Here is a 17,936-nt window from a genome sequence, read left to right as displayed (position 1 = left end):
GGTGAACCCGTTACCGAGGAGGACATTTGATGCGCAGCGTGACCTATTCGATGGGCGTCTCACTCGACGGCTACATCGTCGGGCCGGACGGCGGCTTCGACTGGACGGAGCCCGACCCGGAGGTCTTTCGCTTCTGGATCGACGAGATTCGAGAGGTGGGCGTCCACCTTCTGGGACGACGGCTGTACGAGACGATGCTGTACTGGGAGACCGCCGACCAGGATCCATCGCTCGACGACGCGGCGCTTGAGTGGGCCGCGCTCTGGAACCCGCTGCCCAAGGTGGTGTTCTCCACCACGCTGTCGGCGGTGCAGGGCAGTGCCCGCCTGGCCTCCGGCGGCCTGGCGGAGGAGATCGAGCGGTTGCGGGCCGAGCCGGGGCCGGGTGACATCGCGATCGGTGGCGCGACGCTCGCCGCCGAGGCGGCCACGTCGGGTCTGATCGACGAGTACCGGACCATGGTCCACCCGGTCCTTGTGGGCGGTGGCATTCCGTTCTTTCCGCGGCGCGAGCGCCGGGTGGATCTCGAACTCGTCGAGAGCCGCGCCTTCGGCTCGGGAGTCGTCTACCTCCGCCACCGCGTGGCGCGTTAGCCGAACCGTCCGCCGAGCCCCGCCGTGTGGTGGTGGAGGCGGCGCCATTGGCGGGGTGTGGCGCCGTAGGTCTGGTGGAAACGGCGGGAGAAATAAGCGGGGTTGGTGAAGCCCCAGGACCGGGCGACGGCCTCGATCGTGCGGTGGGCGTGCTCGGGCGTGGCCAGGTCGTGGCGGGTGCCTTCCAGGCGTCGGCGGATGATCCATTTCTCCAGGCCCAGGCCACCCTGCTCGCACAGTCGGTAGAGGGTTCGTTCGGATACGTTGTGGGCCGCCGCGATGCTGTGGGGCGTGAGCCCGGGGTCGCTGAGATGCGCGCGGATGTAGGCGAGGACGCGGGTCAGGAGGGTGTCTTCCGCGACCGACCGCCGGGTGTGTTCGTCGGCGGCCACCGAGACGATGAGGGCACGGGTGAGTTCCAGGGTCGCGGAGGCGAGCGCCTCCGCGCCGGGGCCGGCGCTGAGCTGGTCGGCGCGTTCGTGCAGATCTCGTATGTGACGCAGTAGCAACGGCGCGACATCGCTGTGCCGCAGGAGCGGTATCGCGGTCCGGATCTGGTGTTCGGGCAGGCCGAGAAGTTCGGTGTCCACCATGAACGCGACGGAAAGACCGGCCCCGGACCACGCGTACTCGTAGCCGGCGGTCTTGTGTGCAAGAACCAGGGAATCGGGCCCCACATGCTGCTGATGGCCGTTCCAGGTGAAGGTCCCCGTCCCCTGGCTCTGGGTGATGATCGAGACGGTGTTCATCGAGTCGGATCGGGCGTGCCGCGAGGTGCGCCAGATGCGCATGCCGGAGCCGCGCGTGGCGAACAGGGTCAGGGGACCGAAGTTCCAGACTTCCAGCTTCTTCCGTGCGCCGCCCTCGGGGTGTTCCTGCTCCACCGAACAACTGCCGCTCTCACCGACGGCCGCGGCCTGGAAGGCCTCGATCCGGTCGGTGGCGGGTAAGTCGTCCGTGTCCAAGACCAGCATGGTCCCCCCAGGGCGGCGGCATCGGGCAGCGGCCTTTCCGCTGCCGTGCGGCGTCAGAATTCTTCAGCACCACGGGCGGCTTGGACAGGCGGGTTCACGTACTCCTGGGCACCCTTGAACCGGTGCTTCACCTCCCGCCACAGGAGTCACCGGAACGGACGGTGCCTTGGCGCGCAGGGAACAGTTTTCGGCGCGCACGGTAAAGAACCTCGACCGGGGTGCTGACACCATCCCCCTCACCTGAGTCGGGTACCGCGACCGGCACCGGCAGACACCGACACCGACTGCTGAAGGGTGTGCTCTCATGAGCAACTTCATCACGACGCGCGACGGTACAGGGATCTTCTACAAGGACTGGGGCAGCGGCCGGCCGGTGGTGTTCAGCCACGGCTGGCCGTTGAACGCCGACGCCTGGGACGACCAACTGCACCTGGTCGCCTCGCACGGCTACCGGGCGATCGCGCACGACAGGCGCGGCCACGGCCGCTCCGCTCAGCCGTGGAACGGCAACGACATGGACACGTACGCCGACGACCTCGCCCAGCTGGTCGAAACCCTGGACCTGCGCGAGGTCGTGCTGGTCGGCCACTCGACGGGCGGCGGTGAAGTGACCCGTTACATCGGGCGGCACGGCACCTCCCGGATCGCGAAGACCGTCCTCCTGGGTGCGGTGCCGCCCCTCATGCTCAAGACCGGCACCAACCCGCAGGGCCTGCCGATCGAGACGTTCGACGCCATGCGTGCGGGTGTGTCGGAGGACCGGTCACAGTTCTACCGGGAGCTGAGCCTGCCCTTCTACGGATTCAACCGGCCCGGCGCGAAGGTCTCGCAGGGTGTGTCGGACGCGTTCTGGCTGCAGAGCATGCAGGTCGGGCTCAAGGGCGCCCTCGACTGCATCCGCGCGTTCTCCGAGACCGACTTCACCGAGGATCTGGGGCGCTTCGACATCCCCACCTTCATCGCTCACGGCGACGACGACCAGATCGTCCCGATCGTGGCCGCAGGACTGGAGTCGGCCAAGCTCGTCAAGGACGCGACGCTGAAGGTCTATCCGGGTGCTCCGCACGGTCTCGTGGGCGCGCACAAGGCCGAGTTCAACGCCGATCTGCTGGCGTTCCTCTCCTCCTGACCCGACCGCGCCGACCGCGCCGATCCCGCCGACCGCCGGTACAGCCGCACCGTCCGACCCTCCCGTCCGAAAGGGTTAGCCATGCGTGTTCCAGCACCGCGCCGTCTGTTGACGGCAGTGGCCGCCGCCGTTCTCATCGTCGCCGGCGCGGTCTCCGCCCAGGCGACCTCCCATGAAGTCGAGGGAGCCGTACAGGCCGGGAAGAAGGAGCCGAAGCCGACCGTCGTGCTCGTGCACGGGGCGTTCGCCGACGCCTCGGGCTTCAACGACACGATCGCTCTGCTGCAGAAGGCCGGCTTCCCTGTCATCGCGCCCGCCAACCCGCTGCGGGATGCGGTGGACGACGCCGCTTACCTCTCCAGCGTGCTCGACACCATCGACGGCCCGGTCATCCTGGCGGCCCACTCCTACGGCGGACTGGTCATCACCAACGCCGCCCGCGGACACGCCAACGTCAAGGCCTTGGTGTACATGGGGGCGTTCGCGCCGGACAAGGGTGAGAGCGCGCTGCAACTGTCGGACCGGTTCCCCGGCAGTGAGCTGGGCGGCGCCCTGATCACCCGGCAGTACCCGGTGCCCGGCGGCGGTACGGGCACCGACGGCTACATCGATCCCGCGAAGTTCCGGTCCGTTTTCGCCCCCGACCTGCCCGCCTCCCGGACCCGTCTCATGGCGGCCACCCAACGCCCCGCCAGCGTCCAGGGCCTCAGCGGCGCCAGCGGTGCTCCCGCATGGAAGACGATCCCGTCCTGGTATCTGATCCCGACCGAGGACAAGGTCATCCCGCCCGCCGCCCACCGGTTCATGGCCAAGCGCGCAGGCAGCAAGGTGACCGAGATCCGGTCCTCGCACGTGGTCATGATCTCCCACCCGGAAGCCGCCGCGAAGATCATCAAGTCGGCCTACACCGCGACCCGTTGAAGGAGCGAAGGCTCATGAAACCGGACACGATCGTCCTCGTCCACGGCTTCTGGGTGACGCCCCGCAGCTGGGAACACTGGCTCGCTCACTACCAGTCCCAGGGTTTCAGAGTCCTCGCCCCGGCCTACCCCGGTTTCGAGGGGGAGGTGGAGGCGCTCAACGCCGACCCCACCCCGATCGAGGAACTCGCCGTCCCCTCGGTCATCGCGTCACTGGAGAAACTGATCGACGGCCTCGGCACGCGCCCGATCATCATGGGCCATTCCGCCGGCGGAGCATTCACCCAGATCCTGCTCGACCACGGGTACGGCAGCGCCGGAGTGGCCATCAACTCCGCGCCCACCGAAGGGGTGGCGACGGTTCCGCTGTCGCAGCTGAAAGCGGCGTTCCCGGTCCTGAAGAACCCGGCCAACCGGCACAAGGCCGTCGGACTCACCTACGACCAGTGGCGCTACGCCTTCACCAACACCTTCCCCGAGGACGAGTCCCAGGCCCTGTACGAGCGCTATCACATCCCCGCGTCCGGCCACGTGTTCTGGGGCAGCGCGCTGGCGAACATCCACCCGGGCCACGCCGACACGTACGTGAACTACCGCAATGACGACCGGGCTCCGCTGCTGTTCATCTCGGGCGAGCGCGACCACCTGATGCCGCCGAAGATCCAGCAGTCCAACGCCAAGCACTACAAGTCCAACACCGTCACCGAAATCGTCGAGTATCCGGGACGGTCCCATCTGATGCCCGCGCAGGACGGCTGGGAGGAGATCGCCGATCACGCCCTGGCATGGGCACTCGATCACACCTGACCACCGCCTGACCCCAGCCTGACCTCCGCCTGACCAACCGGCCGTGGTGCCCGATCCCGCCGGGCACCACGGCTCTGGTGCGCGCGGTGATCCAGCAGGAGGCTCAAGCGGGCGGCGCGACCGGGGACCACACGCCCATCAGCTGTTCGGCGCCCCACGCCTCGTACCGTCGTACCTCGGCGAACCAGTCGAGCGCCGCCGCGCACGCCTCGGCGGCGTACCCGCGACCCCATGCCTCTGGCAGGAGCAGGTAGCCGAGTTCGGCCTCCCCGGCATCCGGACGGACCTGACTCCGTCGCTCCGCGTCGCGCCGGTTGAGCACGATCAGGCCGTCACTCCGCCACGCCCCCCCCTCCCCGCAAGTGGTCGAGCCCGGGCCGGTCCCCCACCGCTAGGATGAGGGCCGTTTGCCCGCAGGGAGTTGAAGATGCCGAGCCGTCGCCCGGAGGGGACCGCCTCCGACACGCCGTGGAACCAGACGTTCAACCACTCGATGTGGCGGGCGAACAACTCCGTGCATCGCGCCCTGAACGAGCGGCTGCGCTCCCTGGACGTCACGATGACGCAGCTCGGGATCGTGATGACGCTCGACCAGTACGGGCCGCTGTCCGGGGCGGACCTGGCCCGGATGCAGAACATCACGCCGCAGAGCGTGACGACGGCGCTGGCGCATCTGGAGCAGATCGGGTGGATCGAGCGGCATCCGCACGCCGTGCACAAACGAGTGGTGCTCGTCGAGCCGACCGAGGCCGGACTGCTCGGCATGGCCAAGGGGCGGCGGCTCGTCGAGGCGGTAGTGGAACGACTCTCCGACGCGGTCGGCGGGCCCGAGGAGCTGGCCCGTCTGACGCTCGGCATGCGCCGCATCGCCGTGGCCCTCGACGGCCCCGACTCCCCCGTGGCCCGCATGTGGCCCGACCCGCCCAAGGCCGACTGAGAGCCTTTCGCCGCCGGACCACCCGGCACAAGCCCCACGACGAACGGGCACCGCCGACGACCGGCCGGCCCACGCCTCGACGCCCGAGCAGGCACCACAACCCCCGATCGCGCCACAACCCCTGATATCGGGCGGACCCACGCGCCCCAGCAGGGGCCAAGCCTCCCACCCCCTCTGATCTCAGCCATTTGGGACTTTGACAGGCAACTGATAACTTGACCGGCGCGTTCGATCAGGAGGGCCGTCTCACCATGTCCGCGATATCCACCCCCCACCACCGCGCCGTCGCGCGCCCGGCACTGACCACCGTCCTTGCGTGTCTCGGGATGTTCGCCGCATACGTGCCCATCGGCAGCGTCTCGGTGTCCCTGTCGCGCATCCAGCAAGGGCTCGGCGCGTCCACGTCCGACCTGCAATGGGTCTCCGACGCGTTCATCCTGCCGATGGCCGCGCTGATCCTCACCTTCGGCCTGATCGGTGACCTGTACGGCCGCAAGAAGGCCTATCTCGCGGGCATGCTCCTGTTCGCCGCCGGTTCCGTGACCTCTCTGACCGCGCACAGCGTCGAGCAGGTCTGGGTCGGCCAGGCCGTCGCCGGCGCGGGTGCGGCGGCTCTCGCCTCCTCCACGCTCGCCCTCATCAGCCACGCCTACCCGGACTTCCGGGCCCGCGCCAAGGCCATCGCCGCCTGGGCCGCGTCCCTGAGCATCGGTATGGCCCTTGGCCCGCTGATCAGTGGCGTCATCCTGGAGCACGCCTCCTGGCGCTGGATCTTCCTGCCCGCCGCCGTCATCACCGCCGTCACCGGCCTGGTGGCCCTGCGGATGCTGGAGGACTCCCGCTCCGCGCACGGCCGCGCCATCGACGTCCCCGGTCAGATCGCCGCGATCATCTTCATCATCGGCCTGATCTACGGTGTGATCGAGGGCGGCGGGGCCGACGGCTGGGGCCAGACCAAGGTCATCGTCGCGTTCGCCGCCGCCGCGCTCGGCCTGATCGCCTTCGTCATCGCCGAACTGCGCTCCCCCTCGCCGATGCTCTCCCTGAAACTGTTCGCGGTGCGCCCCTTCACCGGCGCCGGCGTCGTGAACGCCATCGTCATGTTCGGGATGATCGGCTCCGTCTTCACCCTCAGCCTCTTCTTCGGCAGCGTCCAGCAACTCTCCGTCCTCGACATCGCCTGGCGGATGCTGGTCTTCAACGGCGTCTCCATCGTCACGGGACCGCTCGTCGGCCGTCTGATGGGCAAGGTCGCCCCCGGCGTGCTCCTGTGCGTCGGCCTGCTCGGCACCGGCGGCGCCATGCTGTGGCTGACCGGCCTGGAGACCGACTCCGGATTCGGCGCGATGGCAGGCCCGCTCGCCCTGTTCGGCCTCGGCATGGGCTTCGTGATGACGCCGATCAGCGCGGTCGCCGTCAGCAGCGTCCCGCACCATCTCGCAGGCATGGCGGGCGCGGGAAACAACACCCTGCGCCAGCTCGGCGGCGCCCTTGGTCCCGCAGTCCTCGGCGCCGTTCTCACCAGCCGGCTCACCTCCGCCCTGCCCGGGCACCTCGCGGACTCCGGACTGCCCGCCGCCGAACAGGAGCAGGTGAGCGAGGCCCTCGCGAAGGGCGGCGTGGGCGCCGCGGGTCACCTCGGACTCTCCCCCGAGGCGACAGGACCCGCGCTCGGAGCGATCGGCGCGAGCTTCACCGACGCCGTCCACGTCTGCATGACCATCGGCGCGGTCGGCATGCTGGTGGCCCTGATCGCCACGGCCACCTTGATCGGCTTCCGCCGCCCGCAACCGGCCCGGCCGACTCCGGCCTCCGCCCAGGCGACGCCCCCGGCTAAGACCCAGGTCCAGGTCCAGGCCCAGGTCCAGACCCAGCAAGCGGCAGTCCGGACCGGCCCCGTCGTCCACGGACTCATCCGCAGCTCAACCGGCGCCGCCCGCTCCTCCACGGTCACCCTGATCTCCCTGACGGGACGTCAACTGAGCCGTACCGTGGCTGGTTCAGACGGCGGCTACGAGCTCACCGCACCGGGCGCCGGGACCTACGTACTGATCGCTGCCGCCGAGGGGCACCAGCCGGAGGCGGCCACCGTCACCGTCGGCGACGAGCCACTCGCGTACGACATCCTGCTCTCCGGCACCCGAGGCCTGAGCGGGGGCATCCGCGACGCCGCCGGGCTGCCGGTCGCCGCCGCCATGGTGATCGTGACCGATGTGCGCGGCGAGGTGCTCGCCACCGGACGTACCGGCCAGGACGGAGAATTCGCCTTCGGGGATCTGCCCGCCGGTGAGTTCACCGTCGCCGTGAACGCGGAGGGGCACAGGCCGGCCGCCGCCCCCGTCATCGTCGGCGACGGCGGACCCGGCCGGGTGGAGATCGCCCTCGCCCCCGGCACCTGGCTCCGGGGCGAGGTGCGCGCCGGAGCCGACCAGCGCTTGCTGCCCGACGCCCGCGTCACACTCGTCGACGCGGCCGGCAACGTCGCGGCGACGGCCACCACCGACGCGGAGGGCGTGTACGCCTTCACGGACCTGGACACCGGTGAGTACTCCGTCATCGCCAGCGGCTACCCGCCTCTCTCCACCCCGTTGCGCGTCACGGGCCCCGGCACCGAGGCCCTCGACATCGAGCTGTCCCACCCCATGTCCTGAGCCCCATGAGTTCTGAAGGCCAAAAGAAGCCGGTCGCCCGTGCGCGTCCGGCCCGTACGGGCTCATCATGGAGGCATGAAGCGGACATCCCTCGGTGATGTCAGCACACCGGGGCGCGTCGCCGCTCCCGGTGAGGGCATCGGCGAGGAAGAACTGGCGCTCGCGGCACGCAATCACGGGCTGCCGCTGGAGGCCTTGCGCTACGACGTCACACCGCTCGGCCTCCACTACGTACTGGTCCACTACGACATCCCCGTGATCGACGCGGGCGCGTGGCGGCTGTCCGTCGGCGGGCAGGTCCGTACCCCGCTGGAACTGGGGCTTGACGAGTTGCGGGCGCTGCCGGCCGTCACTCACCGGGTCACGATGGAGTGCGCGGGCAACGGCCGTGCCCGCCTGAGCCCGCGTCCGGTCAGCCAGCCCTGGCTGGTGGAGGCGGTGGGTACCGCCGACTGGACGGGCGTACCTCTGCGGACGGTGCTCGCGGAGGCGGGGGTCCAGGACAGCGCGGTCGAGGCCGTTTTCACGGGCGCCGACCATGGAGTCGAGCGGGGCGTCGAGCAGGACTACCGGCGCAGCCTGCCACTCCCCGTGGACGCGGACGTGCTGCTCGCGTACGCGATGAACGGCGGGCCGCTGCCGCCCCAGCACGGCTACCCGCTGCGGCTCGTGGTCCCCGGCTGGTACGGCATGGCGCACGTCAAATGGCTCCGCGCCGTCGAACTGACCGACACCCCGTTCACCGGGTTCCAGCAGGCCGTGGCGTACCGCTTCCAGCAGTCTCCCGACGACCCGGGCGAGCCTGTCACCCGGATCGCCCCGCGCGCCCTGCTGATCCCGCCCGGCTTCCCGGACTTCATGTCACGTGTACGGGTCGTGCGCCCCGGACCCCTGGAGCTGGAGGGACGCGCCTGGTCCGGGTACGGGCCGGTGACACGGGTCGAGGTCAGCGCAGACGACGGCCGCACCTGGATCGACGCCGAGGTCGCTCCCCGTGGGCCGCACCGCTGGGGATGGCAGACCTGGCACACCAACTGGACCGCAGTCGCCGGCCGCCACACCCTGACCGTCCGGGCGTCCGACGCCGACGGCCATACCCAGCCCCTCGAGCAGCCGTGGAACCGGGGAGGCTTCGGGAACAACCTCGTACAACGCGTCCCTGTGCTGTGCTGCTGATCGACGGCCAGGAGGACTCCTGTGGAGAGCGACGCCCGCGCGGGGCGCACGTATAGTGCGCCGCTGTGATGCCACGCAGACGTCGTGCGCATGCACCCGGCACGAGGAACAGGAGCGAAGGCGTGACCAGTCGCGTCACCTTGATCTCGCCGGCGACGAGCCGATCCCTGCGGGAGGCCCGGTTCGACGACGGCAGCCCGATCGACACGCGAGGCGCCGCACTCGCCAAAGCGGCCGCCGGTACGCTTCCCGCCGCCGACCGGGTGTTGGCCTCGCCCACCGTGCGCTGCCGGGAAACGGCGTCGGCCCTCGGTCTCGCGGCCCTGGACCAAGCCGAACTGGGCGCTCTGGACATGGGGCACTGGCGGGGCAGAACACTCGAAGAAGTCAGTACCTGGGAGCCGGAGGCGGTGAGCCGCTGGCTGTCGGCCCCGGCCATCGCGCCTCCCGGCGGAGAATCGGTACTGGCCCTTTGTGAGCGCGTCGCCATATGGCTGGAGGCGGCTTCCGAGGTCACGGGCAGAACCCTGGCCGTGGTGGAGCCGGAGATCGTTCGGGCCGTCGTGGTCACGGTCCTCAAAGCACCCTCGGCGGCCTTCTGGCGGCTCGACGTGCCTCCGCTGACGGCTACCCACATCAGCGGACGCTCCGGGCGATGGAATCTGCGGCTCGGAGAGGCGCTCGGCACGCAGCGTGCCGACACTGAAGAATGATGCGGCAACCGTCGGCGACCGGAGTCGGAAGCTGCCTGCTACGCGCCTCACGACAGCGAGGTCTGCCCGCTGCCTGAGGCTCCCGCGCTGCGACCGTTCCGGTGGCGCTGGAGCAGGGCGGCGAGCGCGCAGCGGAGACATTCGCTGTCCGACGCTCCCGCGACATCTGCGTCTGCGTCTGCGTTGGCGTCTGCGTCTGCGTCTGCGGAGATGTGCGGACCTGGGCAGGCGTCCGTCGGCTGCTCGACCAGTAACGCGATTTCCCGCAGCAGTTCTTCGGTCTGCTTCACTTGCTGCGCCAACACCCTCACCCGAGCGCTCTGGCCGCCGATCTGCTGCCGACTGACGATCAGCCGTTCGTACTCCTGCGGGGTCAGTGCCACAGCGTCGCGGCCGCCGAGAGTGATGTGCCGTGGTTGTGGTGGTCTGGCCACTCGATCCTCCGCCCCTTTCGGTACCGGGATAACGCGAGAGGGCCCCCGGATGGTTCCGGTGGGCCCTCTGTCAACGACTGCCTGCTGGTGTCTCGGACACTGCTTTCGGACACTGCTCGGCAGGAATGTCTCAATGCGGTGCGGGAGTTGACTCCGTCGATACTGTCGCTTCCGCTCGCGGAGTCAGCACACGGTGTGCCAACTCCCCGAAGATCAGCCCGAATCCGGTCCACATGGTGAGCTGGATGGCGAGCGCCGAGGTGCGGAACCGCCACAGCAGAGTGGCGGGGAAGTCCTTCGGGACCTCGTTGATCACCGGCAGGAACTGATACGCGAGAGCGATCACCAGGATGAAGAAGGCGCCTGCCGCGACAGTGGCGTACCAGGTGCCCCATCTGGGCGCGAGCCGCTTGCCGAGGATCACGGCGGCGATCGCGAGGAGCACGCTGAGCACCATCATCAGGAAGTACAGGATCGTGCGCTTGCTGATGGTGTCGGGGTCACCGACGGACGGCGGGTTGGCCGGGTACTTCAGGAACGGTACGACGTATACGGCGAGCAGGGCCGTGCCCGAGAGCAGCAGTGCCGTGGCACGAGGGGTGAAGCGGCCGACGCGTCCGAGGGCGAAGCAGTAGGCGAGGGCGGCGATGCCGCCGAAGGCCACACCGTAGATCAGGACGCCGGTGGCGAGGCCGCCGGTGGACTGGAGGCTACGGCTGACGAGCTCGACCTCGTGTTCGTGGGCAGGGGCGTGAGCCTCTTCGAAACCGATGGCGTTGTCGACGCTGGGTTCGCCCAGGAAGTAGGCGACGAGAAGGGCGAGCACGCCGGCGCCCAAGCCGGCGAGCATGCCCCGCACCAGGAGTTTTCTGACAGTTGCGGAGTTCATGGGGTGCGCGGTCTTCCTCGTCAGTGGCAGGGGAAGCCGAGCAGGTGGCGGGCGTCGTGGACCCACTCGTGAACACCTGCGCCATTGACCACGGAGGTGGCACCCTGCTCCGCGCCGACGAAGTACAGCAGGACGAGCATCAAGATGCCGAAGAAAACCGCCCAGGGGACGATCGCGCCGATCGGCAACTTCGCAGGAAGAGCAGGGGTGGTGGCTGTCGACTGGGCGACGGTCTGCGCCATGGCAGATCCTCCTCGGGAGTTCGCGTCCCATCTCGGTGGTGCACAGGACGACAGCTGCGGGTCTGACTCACGCGACATTTCCCCCTCTACGGGGAGCTGCCTCGTTCACAGTGGCGCGACCGTGCCGGAGTTCCACCGGCTTCCGCCTGCCGTCGTCGATATCGAACAGACCGTACCGCGCACAAGCTGCCTGGCCAAGAGCGCCTCCAGTTCCGTGACCTTGCGACACCGGCCACGAGCCCCGCACACCGTCCACGTGAACCGGGGCCGCCCGAGATCCCGGGACAGTGATCGCAGGCTCAGCATCCGCCATGGGAGGGATCTAGTCTGCCCGGATGAACGACGAACCCCTCACGGTGAACCTGGAGTTTGACGCCACCGGTCTGGTCGTGGCCGAGCACCCCGATGAGGACGGGACGTACTGCCTGCCTCGCCATGGCGAGAGGTCCGACAGCAACTGCCGCACTCTCCCGCTGGCCGAGGCACTGCACGCGCGTATCCGGCCCGTCGGCACTGCCGAAGTCGTGCTGCGGGACTGGGCTACGGGAGCCCCCGCACGGCGAACAGCCGCCTGGGATGATCCGACGGCAGCCGAGCCGGTGCGGGTCCGGGCCGGTGCGATCGTGATACGTGATGCGCAGATGCTGCTCATCGGCTTCGAGGAGCACGGACAGCCGTACTACGAGATCCCGGGCGGCGGAGTCGAGGACGGCGAGACCCTGCACGCTGCGGCCGTTCGCGAACTGCGGGAGGAGAGCGGTCTTGCGGGGCACGTGGTCGGGGAGGTGGCTCGCGTCTGGAAGGACGATCGCCTCGAGCACTATTTCCTCCTGAACGCCACAGGCGAGCTCGGCGCCCATGAGGAACTCGACAACCACGGCGGCACTCCCACCTGGGTGCCGGTCGATCAACTTTCCTCCACCCCGGTCTGGCCGCGGCGCCTCGCCTGGCGCATCGCCCACTGGCACGCGACGCATTGGCCGGCCCGGCCTGCCGAACTCGCCGACAGCATCCACGACCTCCGAGCAGACTGCACGTGGTGAGCCCTACACAGGGGCCCGGTGGCTACCGTGAGGACATACCTGCAATGCCTTGTCCGACAGACCCGGCGGAGGCAGCACATGGGTGGGGACGCGCAGAACGAGTCACAGCGATTGCCGCGACTGCGTCTGGATGAGCTGCTCGAAGAGCTCCAGGTACGGATCGACGCGGTTCGCGGAACCCGGGACCGGCTGCACGGCCTGCTGGAAGCTGTGTTGTCCGTCGGGCGCGAGCTCGATCTTCCGCAGGCCCTTCGGCGCATCGTCGAGACCGCAGTGGCGCTGGTGGACGCGGAGTACGGGGCGCTCGGCGTCATCGGCGCGGGGCGCAAGTTGGACGCGTTCCTGCCGGTGGGGATCAACGAGCAACTGCAGGCGCAGATCGGTGATCTCCCTTCGGGGCACGGGCTGCTGGGTGAGTTGATCCGGCATCCCGAACCGTTGCGCCTGCGGGAATTGTCGGAGCACCCGGCCTCGTCCGGCTTTCCGGCCCACCATCCGCCGATGCACTCGTTCCTCGGCGCGCCCGTCCGGGTCCGCGAGGAGGTGTTCGGGAATCTCTACCTCACCGAGAAGCGTGGCGAGGTCGAGTTCGACGCCGAGGACGAGGCGGTGCTCTCGACGCTGGCCGTGGCGGCGGGTGTGGCCATCGAGAATGCCCGGCTCTACGAAGAGGCGCGACTGCGCGAGCGGTGGCTGGCGGCCGGAGCCGAGTTCACCAACGCCCTGCTGTCCGGGACATCCGAGACTCGCGTACTGGAGTTGATGGTCGAGCGGGCCCTTGAGATCACCTCGGCCGACATCGGTGTGGTGGACCTGGTCATGGCGGAGAGGGAAGAGCTGCAGGGCGCCCTGGCCCTGGGCGAGGGCGCGGCAGTGCATCAGGGCCAGCGCATTCCCCGTCGAGGGACCCTGGCCGGGGCCGCGTTGAGCAGCGGCGGAGTGGTGGCCACGGAGGATGTGACCAGCGATCCTCGGGTCACCTTCAGTCCTGACAGGTGGAAGGGGATGGGTCCTGCGGTCGCCGTTCCCATAGGGACGGCCGAAGGGTCGCGCGGTGTACTGGTCCTCGCGCGCCGGGCGGGGCGTCCCGCCTTCAGTGAGGCCGAGATCGCTCCGCTGCCCGGGTTCGCCGGGCAGGCCGCACTGGCCCTGGAACTCGCGGAGCGGCGACGCGACGCGGAGCAGATGAGTCTGCTCGAGGACCGGGACCGGATCGCTCGGGACCTCCATGACCTCGCGATCCAGCGGCTGTTCGCGACCGGCATGACGCTCCAGAGCACGCAGCGCTTCGTCCAGCACCCGGAGGCTTCCGAACGCTTGATACGCGCGGTCGACGACCTCGACACCACCATCAAGATCATCCGTTCGACCATCTTCGGGCTCCGTGCCCACGACACGGGCGCTACGGCCGAACCCGGGTTGCGCGTGCGGACCGCGCGGACGGTGGAGGAGGCCGTCGCCACCCTCGGGTTCACACCCGCGCTGCGGATGGAGGGACTGATCGACACCGATGTGCCGGCCGATGTCGCCGACGACGGCGTGGCTGTGCTGAGCGAGGCGCTTGCCAATGTCGCCCGGCACGCCGAGGCAACGGCCACAGATGTCTCCATCGTCGTACGCGAGAGGCACCTGACGCTCACCGTGGCGGACAACGGCATCGGCATCGGCGAGAGCGGACGCCGCAGCGGGCTGCGCAACATCGCGGAGCGGGCTCAAAGGCTGGGTGGCACGCTGGCTCTTGAGAGCGGGCCGGATGGCGGCACGCGCCTGGAGTGGCGGGTTCCGCTGCCCGGCCGGTGAAGCAGGAGAGAGCGATCAGCGTGACTGCTCCGGGTCGAAGTGAGCGGCGATCACGGCGGCTTGAACGCGGCGCTCGACACCCAGCTTCGACAAGAGCCGGGAGATGTGGTTCTTCACGGTCTTCTCGGAGAGATAGAGCTGTTTGCCGATCTGGCGGTTGGTGAGGCCTTCGCCTATCAGGGCCAGGATGTCGCGCTCGCGTTCGGAGAGTCCGGCCAGCTTGTCGTCCTGCGGCGGCGCCGTCTCGTCCGGCCCCCGCAGCGTACTCATCAGGCGGGTCGTGGTGGCCGGGTCGAGCAGGGACTGGCCCGCGGCGACGGTGCGTACCGCGTCGATCAGGTCGGTGCCCTTGATCTGCTTCAGGACGTAGCCCGCGGCCCCTGCCATGATCGCGTCCAGGAGCGCGTCGTCGTCATCGAACGAGGTCAGCATGAGGCAGGCCACATCCGGCAGCTTCGAACGCAGCTCACGGCAGACCGTGATGCCGTCGCTGTCGGGCAGGCGGATGTCGAGGATGGCCACGTCCGGGCGCAGGGCGGGGCCACGGATCAAGGCCTGCTCACTCGTGCCTGCTTCCCCGACGACCACGATGTCGGGTTCGGAGTCGAGCAGGTCGTGCACTCCCCTGCGCACGACCTCGTGGTCGTCGAGGAGGAAGACCCGGATCGGGTGGTCAGGTGAGAAGGAACGTTCGGCCATGACTGCCCCCTGGGTGTCGACGGGTCCGTTCAGATCGTGTCGGGTGGGCGGTGCGGCGCACCAGGGCCGGATGGGCCCCACTGCCCGATTCCGAGGCCGTCTCCCGGCAGATGCGCGGGAGTTGCTCTCAGCAGATGCGCGGGAGTTGTTCGCCCAGCGGCATGTCCACGACCCGTCGCGCGCCGATCAGCGTGCGTAGCTCGACCCGGCCGGCCGGGCTTGCCGTGCAATGCCCGATGCGGACGGCCTGGGCTCCTTCGGGGTACGCGCGCAGTGCGGTGAGCGCCGCGTCGGCCCTGTCCGCCTCGATGAAGGCGGCCAAGCAGCCCTCGTTGGCGACGATCAACGGATCGAGGCCGAGCAAGTCGCACGCGGCGGCCACGGCCCGGGGTATCGGAACAGCACACTCTTCGATCTCCACTCCGACCCCCGAGGTACCCGCGATCTCGTTCAGCGTGGCGGCAAGGCCGCCCCTCGTGGGGTCGCGCAGGCTGTGGACGGCTGCGCCCAAGGGGGCGAGGGCCTGGACGAGGCGGTGCAGGGGGCGGGTGTCGGAGGCGATGTCCGTCTCGAAGCCGAGCCCTTCGCGCGTGGAGAGGACGGCGGAGCCGTGCAGGCCTATCGGTCCGGAGAGCAGGACCACGTCACCTGGGCGGGCCCCGGCGGCGGAGGGCACCAGGCCGGGGATGCGGCGGCCGATACCGGTCGTGTTGAGGAAGAGGCGGTCGGCGGCGCCGCGGCCGACGACTTTGGTGTCCCCTGTGATGAACGGGACACCTGCCTCGTACGCGGCTTTCCCCGCGGAGTTGAGGACGGCACGGAGTTCCGCCAGCGGAAGTCCTTCCTCGGCGATCACCGCGAGGGTCATGGCCAGGGGCAGGGCGCCGCGCATGGCCAGGTCGTTGACTGTGCCGTGGACGGCAAGGGAGCCGATGTCACCGCCGGGGAAGACGAGCGGGCTGACCACGAACGAGTCGGTACTGACGACGAGCTCGTCCGTCCCCGGAAGGCGCGGGAGAAGGGCCGCGTCTTCGAGTGGACCATCCGGCGGTCCGCCCAGCGCGGGCAGGACGAGCGTGTCGAGCAGTTCAGCGGTGAGTCTGCCGCCCGCGCCGTGGCCCAGCTGGACGAGTTCGTGCTCGCCGTTCGGGAGGGGGCAGTCGAGGTTCATGACGGGGTGCTCCTCGTTCGTCCGGCGGCGTGGAAGGCCGCACAAGTGCCCTCGCCGGAGACCATGGGGGCACCGAGCGGGGTGCGGGGCGTGCAACGGGTCCCGTAGGCACGGCAGTCAGTGGGCAGTCGGGCGCCGGTGAGGATGCCGCCCGCGATGCAATCGGGGTCCTCGGTGGAGTGCGGACCGCGCACGTCGAATCGGTCGGCGGCGTCGAAGGAGGCGTACTCCGGGGCGAGTTCGAGGCCGCTCGCGGGGAGTGTTCCGATGCCGCGCCAGGCCCGGTCGGTGATCCGGAAGACGCGGTTGAGGATGTCCTGGGCCTCGCTGTTGCCCGTGCGGTGGACGGCCCGGACGTACTGGTTCTCGACGTCGTGCCTGCCCTCTTCCAGCTGAGTGACCGCCATCAGGATGCCTTCGAGCAGGTCGAGCGGCTCGAATCCGGTGACCACGACCGGCACGTGGTACCGCGCGGCGATCGGCTCGTACTCCGTCCAGCCCATGACCGCGCAGACGTGCCCGGCGGCGAGGAACGCCTCGACCTCGCACTCCGCGTCGTCCAGGAGGGCGGTCATGGCGGGCGGTACGAGAACGTGGCTGACCAGGAGCGAGAAGTTGGAGAGGCCGACCCGAGAGGCGTGCAGGACGGTCATCGCGTTGGCGGGCGCGGTGGTCTCGAACCCGACGGCCAGGAAGACGACTTGGTGGTCGGGGTTCTGCTCGGCGATCCGCACGGCATCCATCGGCGCGTAGACCACCCGTACGTCCGCTCCACGCGCCCGCAGGGCCAGCAGGTCGGTGGTACTGCCGGGGACGCGCAGCATGTCGCCGAAGCTGGTGAGGATCACTCCGGGGCGAGCCGCGATGGCCATGGCGCGGTCAAGGGTCTCCAGCGGGGTGACGCAGACCGGGCAGCCGGGGCCGTGGATCATGCGGATACCGGCGGGGAGCAGTTCGTCGATGCCCTGCCGGACCAGGGTGTGGGTCTGGCCGCCGCAGACCTCCATGATCCGCCAGGGGTGTGTCGTCGTGCGCCGCAGCTCCGCAAGCAGCTTCCGGGCCAGTGCGGGGTCACGGTATTCGTCGAGGTACTTCATCGGGGCAGTGCCTGATCGGGTTCGGGCCGGTCCAGGTCCATGCGGACGTCCACGACTCCTTCGACGGCCCGGGCGAGCCGGGCGGCGGCCGGGACGAGGGTCTTGTCGCGGACCGCGCCGCCGAGGGTGACCACGCCGTCCTCCACGACCACCGTGACGGCGCCGTCCGGGAAGAGGAGAGAGGTCACGGTGCGGGTCACCTCGTCGGCGAGTTCCTCGTCGGTGCGCAGGAACACCTTGAGCAGGTCGCTGCGGCTGACCACACCCTGCAGCAGTCCGTGGGCGTCGGTCACGGGGAGCCTTTTGACATGCCGCAGGGCCATGATCCGCGCGGCCTGCGGCAGAGTGGTGTCCGCGTGGACGGTGACGGCGGGAGTGCTCATCACATCGCCCGCGCTCACGCCACCGGCCTTGGCCAGGTCGGGGAGGCGGCGCACCTGGTCGAAGCGGGAGGGGTCGCTGTCGCGGAATTCCTCCTTGGGCAGCAGATCCGCCTCGGAGACCACACCGATCACCCGGCCCTCGCCCTCCAATACGGGCAGCGCGCTGATCTTCCACTGTTCCATCAGCGAGACGATCTCTTTGAAGGGGGCCTCGCGGCCCACGGCGATGACGGTGTGGGTCATCACGTCGCTCACGGTGCGCGGGGTGTGGAGCACGG

Annotated in this window: 18 protein-coding genes and 1 pseudogene; 10 read left to right on the top strand and 9 right to left on the bottom strand. The window is 69.5% G+C overall.

Features of this window, described 5'->3' with window-relative positions; translation table 11 throughout:
- Window positions 1–29: 29 nt before the first annotated feature.
- The gene (locus ACWFRJ_RS05250; protein ID WP_453524829.1) at window positions 30–593 is read left to right on the top strand and encodes a dihydrofolate reductase family protein; all 564 of its coding nucleotides are present in this window, start codon (window positions 30–32) and stop codon (window positions 591–593) included.
- Here the strand turns inward: ACWFRJ_RS05250 and ACWFRJ_RS05245 are convergent.
- The gene (locus ACWFRJ_RS05245; RefSeq protein WP_453524828.1) at window positions 590–1,567 is read right to left on the bottom strand and encodes a helix-turn-helix domain-containing protein; all 978 of its coding nucleotides are present in this window, start codon (window positions 1,565–1,567) and stop codon (window positions 590–592) included. The genes ACWFRJ_RS05250 and ACWFRJ_RS05245 overlap by 4 nt on opposite strands.
- 304 nt (window positions 1,568–1,871) lie before the next feature.
- Here ACWFRJ_RS05245 and ACWFRJ_RS05240 point away from each other — a divergent pair, with 304 nt between their 5' ends.
- From ACWFRJ_RS05240 to ACWFRJ_RS05230, 3 genes are all read left to right on the top strand, one after another.
- Complete coding sequence (locus ACWFRJ_RS05240) at window positions 1,872–2,696, top strand: alpha/beta fold hydrolase (RefSeq protein ID WP_453524827.1); 825 nt, start codon at window positions 1,872–1,874, stop codon at window positions 2,694–2,696.
- A gap of 81 nt (window positions 2,697–2,777) precedes the next feature.
- A complete protein-coding gene (locus tag ACWFRJ_RS05235; RefSeq protein WP_453524826.1) occupies window positions 2,778–3,617 on the top strand; it encodes an alpha/beta fold hydrolase in 840 nt (279 codons plus the stop codon).
- Window positions 3,618–3,631: 14 nt separating this feature from the next.
- A complete protein-coding gene (locus ACWFRJ_RS05230; RefSeq protein ID WP_453524825.1) occupies window positions 3,632–4,423 on the top strand; it encodes an alpha/beta hydrolase in 792 nt (263 codons plus the stop codon).
- A 103-nt stretch (window positions 4,424–4,526) separates the two neighbouring features.
- Here ACWFRJ_RS05230 and ACWFRJ_RS05225 read toward each other — a convergent pair.
- Window positions 4,527–4,754: pseudogene (locus tag ACWFRJ_RS05225) on the bottom strand (GNAT family N-acetyltransferase); the annotation flags it as partial.
- Between the two features lie 96 nt (window positions 4,755–4,850).
- On the opposite strand from ACWFRJ_RS05225, the gene ACWFRJ_RS05220 reads away from it, so the two are divergent.
- The 4 genes from ACWFRJ_RS05220 to ACWFRJ_RS05205 all read left to right on the top strand — a co-directional run bounded on the left by ACWFRJ_RS05220 (window position 4,851) and on the right by ACWFRJ_RS05205 (window position 9,900).
- Window positions 4,851–5,360 (top strand): MarR family winged helix-turn-helix transcriptional regulator, encoded by a 510-nt coding sequence (locus ACWFRJ_RS05220; protein WP_453524824.1) that lies wholly within the window; start codon window positions 4,851–4,853, stop codon window positions 5,358–5,360.
- A gap of 251 nt (window positions 5,361–5,611) precedes the next feature.
- Window positions 5,612–8,011: an MFS transporter gene (locus ACWFRJ_RS05215; protein WP_453524823.1), complete on the top strand. Its 2,400-nt coding sequence runs from the start codon at window positions 5,612–5,614 to the stop codon at window positions 8,009–8,011.
- A gap of 75 nt (window positions 8,012–8,086) precedes the next feature.
- Window positions 8,087–9,187, top strand: coding sequence for a sulfite oxidase (locus ACWFRJ_RS05210; protein WP_453524822.1), 1,101 nt, complete (start codon window positions 8,087–8,089; stop codon window positions 9,185–9,187).
- A 122-nt stretch (window positions 9,188–9,309) separates the two neighbouring features.
- Window positions 9,310–9,900, top strand: a complete 591-nt coding sequence (locus ACWFRJ_RS05205; protein ID WP_453524821.1) for a histidine phosphatase family protein — start codon at window positions 9,310–9,312, stop codon at window positions 9,898–9,900.
- Window positions 9,901–9,947: 47 nt separating this feature from the next.
- Here ACWFRJ_RS05205 and ACWFRJ_RS05200 read toward each other — a convergent pair whose 3' ends face one another.
- The 3 genes from ACWFRJ_RS05200 to ACWFRJ_RS05190 all read right to left on the bottom strand — a co-directional run bounded on the left by ACWFRJ_RS05200 (window position 9,948) and on the right by ACWFRJ_RS05190 (window position 11,465).
- The gene (locus ACWFRJ_RS05200) at window positions 9,948–10,334 is read right to left on the bottom strand and encodes a hypothetical protein (RefSeq protein WP_453524820.1); all 387 of its coding nucleotides are present in this window, start codon (window positions 10,332–10,334) and stop codon (window positions 9,948–9,950) included.
- 130 nt (window positions 10,335–10,464) lie between these two features.
- Window positions 10,465–11,223 carry a CbtA family protein gene (locus ACWFRJ_RS05195; RefSeq protein WP_453524819.1) on the bottom strand — a complete coding sequence of 253 codons (759 nt, stop codon included), beginning with the start codon at window positions 11,221–11,223 and terminating at the stop codon, window positions 10,465–10,467.
- A gap of 20 nt (window positions 11,224–11,243) precedes the next feature.
- Complete coding sequence (locus tag ACWFRJ_RS05190) at window positions 11,244–11,465, bottom strand: CbtB domain-containing protein (RefSeq protein ID WP_453524818.1); 222 nt, start codon at window positions 11,463–11,465, stop codon at window positions 11,244–11,246.
- Between the two features lie 335 nt (window positions 11,466–11,800).
- Here ACWFRJ_RS05190 and ACWFRJ_RS05185 point away from each other — a divergent pair, with 335 nt between their 5' ends.
- Together ACWFRJ_RS05185 and ACWFRJ_RS05180 are read left to right on the top strand one after the other, a co-directional pair.
- Window positions 11,801–12,508 carry an NUDIX domain-containing protein gene (locus ACWFRJ_RS05185; RefSeq protein ID WP_453524817.1) on the top strand — a complete coding sequence of 236 codons (708 nt, stop codon included), beginning with the start codon at window positions 11,801–11,803 and terminating at the stop codon, window positions 12,506–12,508.
- 78 nt (window positions 12,509–12,586) lie between these two features.
- Window positions 12,587–14,308, top strand: coding sequence for a GAF domain-containing protein (locus tag ACWFRJ_RS05180; protein WP_453524816.1), 1,722 nt, complete (start codon window positions 12,587–12,589; stop codon window positions 14,306–14,308).
- 15 nt (window positions 14,309–14,323) lie between these two features.
- Here ACWFRJ_RS05180 and ACWFRJ_RS05175 read toward each other — a convergent pair whose 3' ends face one another.
- From ACWFRJ_RS05175 to ACWFRJ_RS05160, 4 genes are all read right to left on the bottom strand, one after another.
- Complete coding sequence (locus tag ACWFRJ_RS05175; RefSeq protein ID WP_453524815.1) at window positions 14,324–15,007, bottom strand: response regulator; 684 nt, start codon at window positions 15,005–15,007, stop codon at window positions 14,324–14,326.
- Between the two features lie 127 nt (window positions 15,008–15,134).
- Window positions 15,135–16,178 carry a hydrogenase expression/formation protein HypE gene (gene hypE, locus ACWFRJ_RS05170; protein ID WP_453524814.1) on the bottom strand — a complete coding sequence of 348 codons (1,044 nt, stop codon included), beginning with the start codon at window positions 16,176–16,178 and terminating at the stop codon, window positions 15,135–15,137.
- Window positions 16,175–17,275 (bottom strand): hydrogenase formation protein HypD, encoded by a 1,101-nt coding sequence (hypD, locus tag ACWFRJ_RS05165; RefSeq protein WP_453524813.1) that lies wholly within the window; start codon window positions 17,273–17,275, stop codon window positions 16,175–16,177. The genes hypE and hypD overlap by 4 nt, the downstream gene beginning before the upstream one ends.
- Window positions 17,272–17,934 carry a CBS domain-containing protein gene (locus tag ACWFRJ_RS05160; RefSeq protein ID WP_453524812.1) on the bottom strand — a complete coding sequence of 221 codons (663 nt, stop codon included), beginning with the start codon at window positions 17,932–17,934 and terminating at the stop codon, window positions 17,272–17,274. The genes hypD and ACWFRJ_RS05160 overlap by 4 nt, the downstream gene beginning before the upstream one ends.
- Between the last annotated feature and the right edge of the window lie 2 nt (window positions 17,935–17,936).

The sequence above is a fragment of the Streptomyces sp. NPDC055239 genome (genome assembly GCF_053606205.1).
Note: the sequence above shows the minus strand (reverse complement) of the source record. Positions and strands in the feature narration are given on the sequence as shown.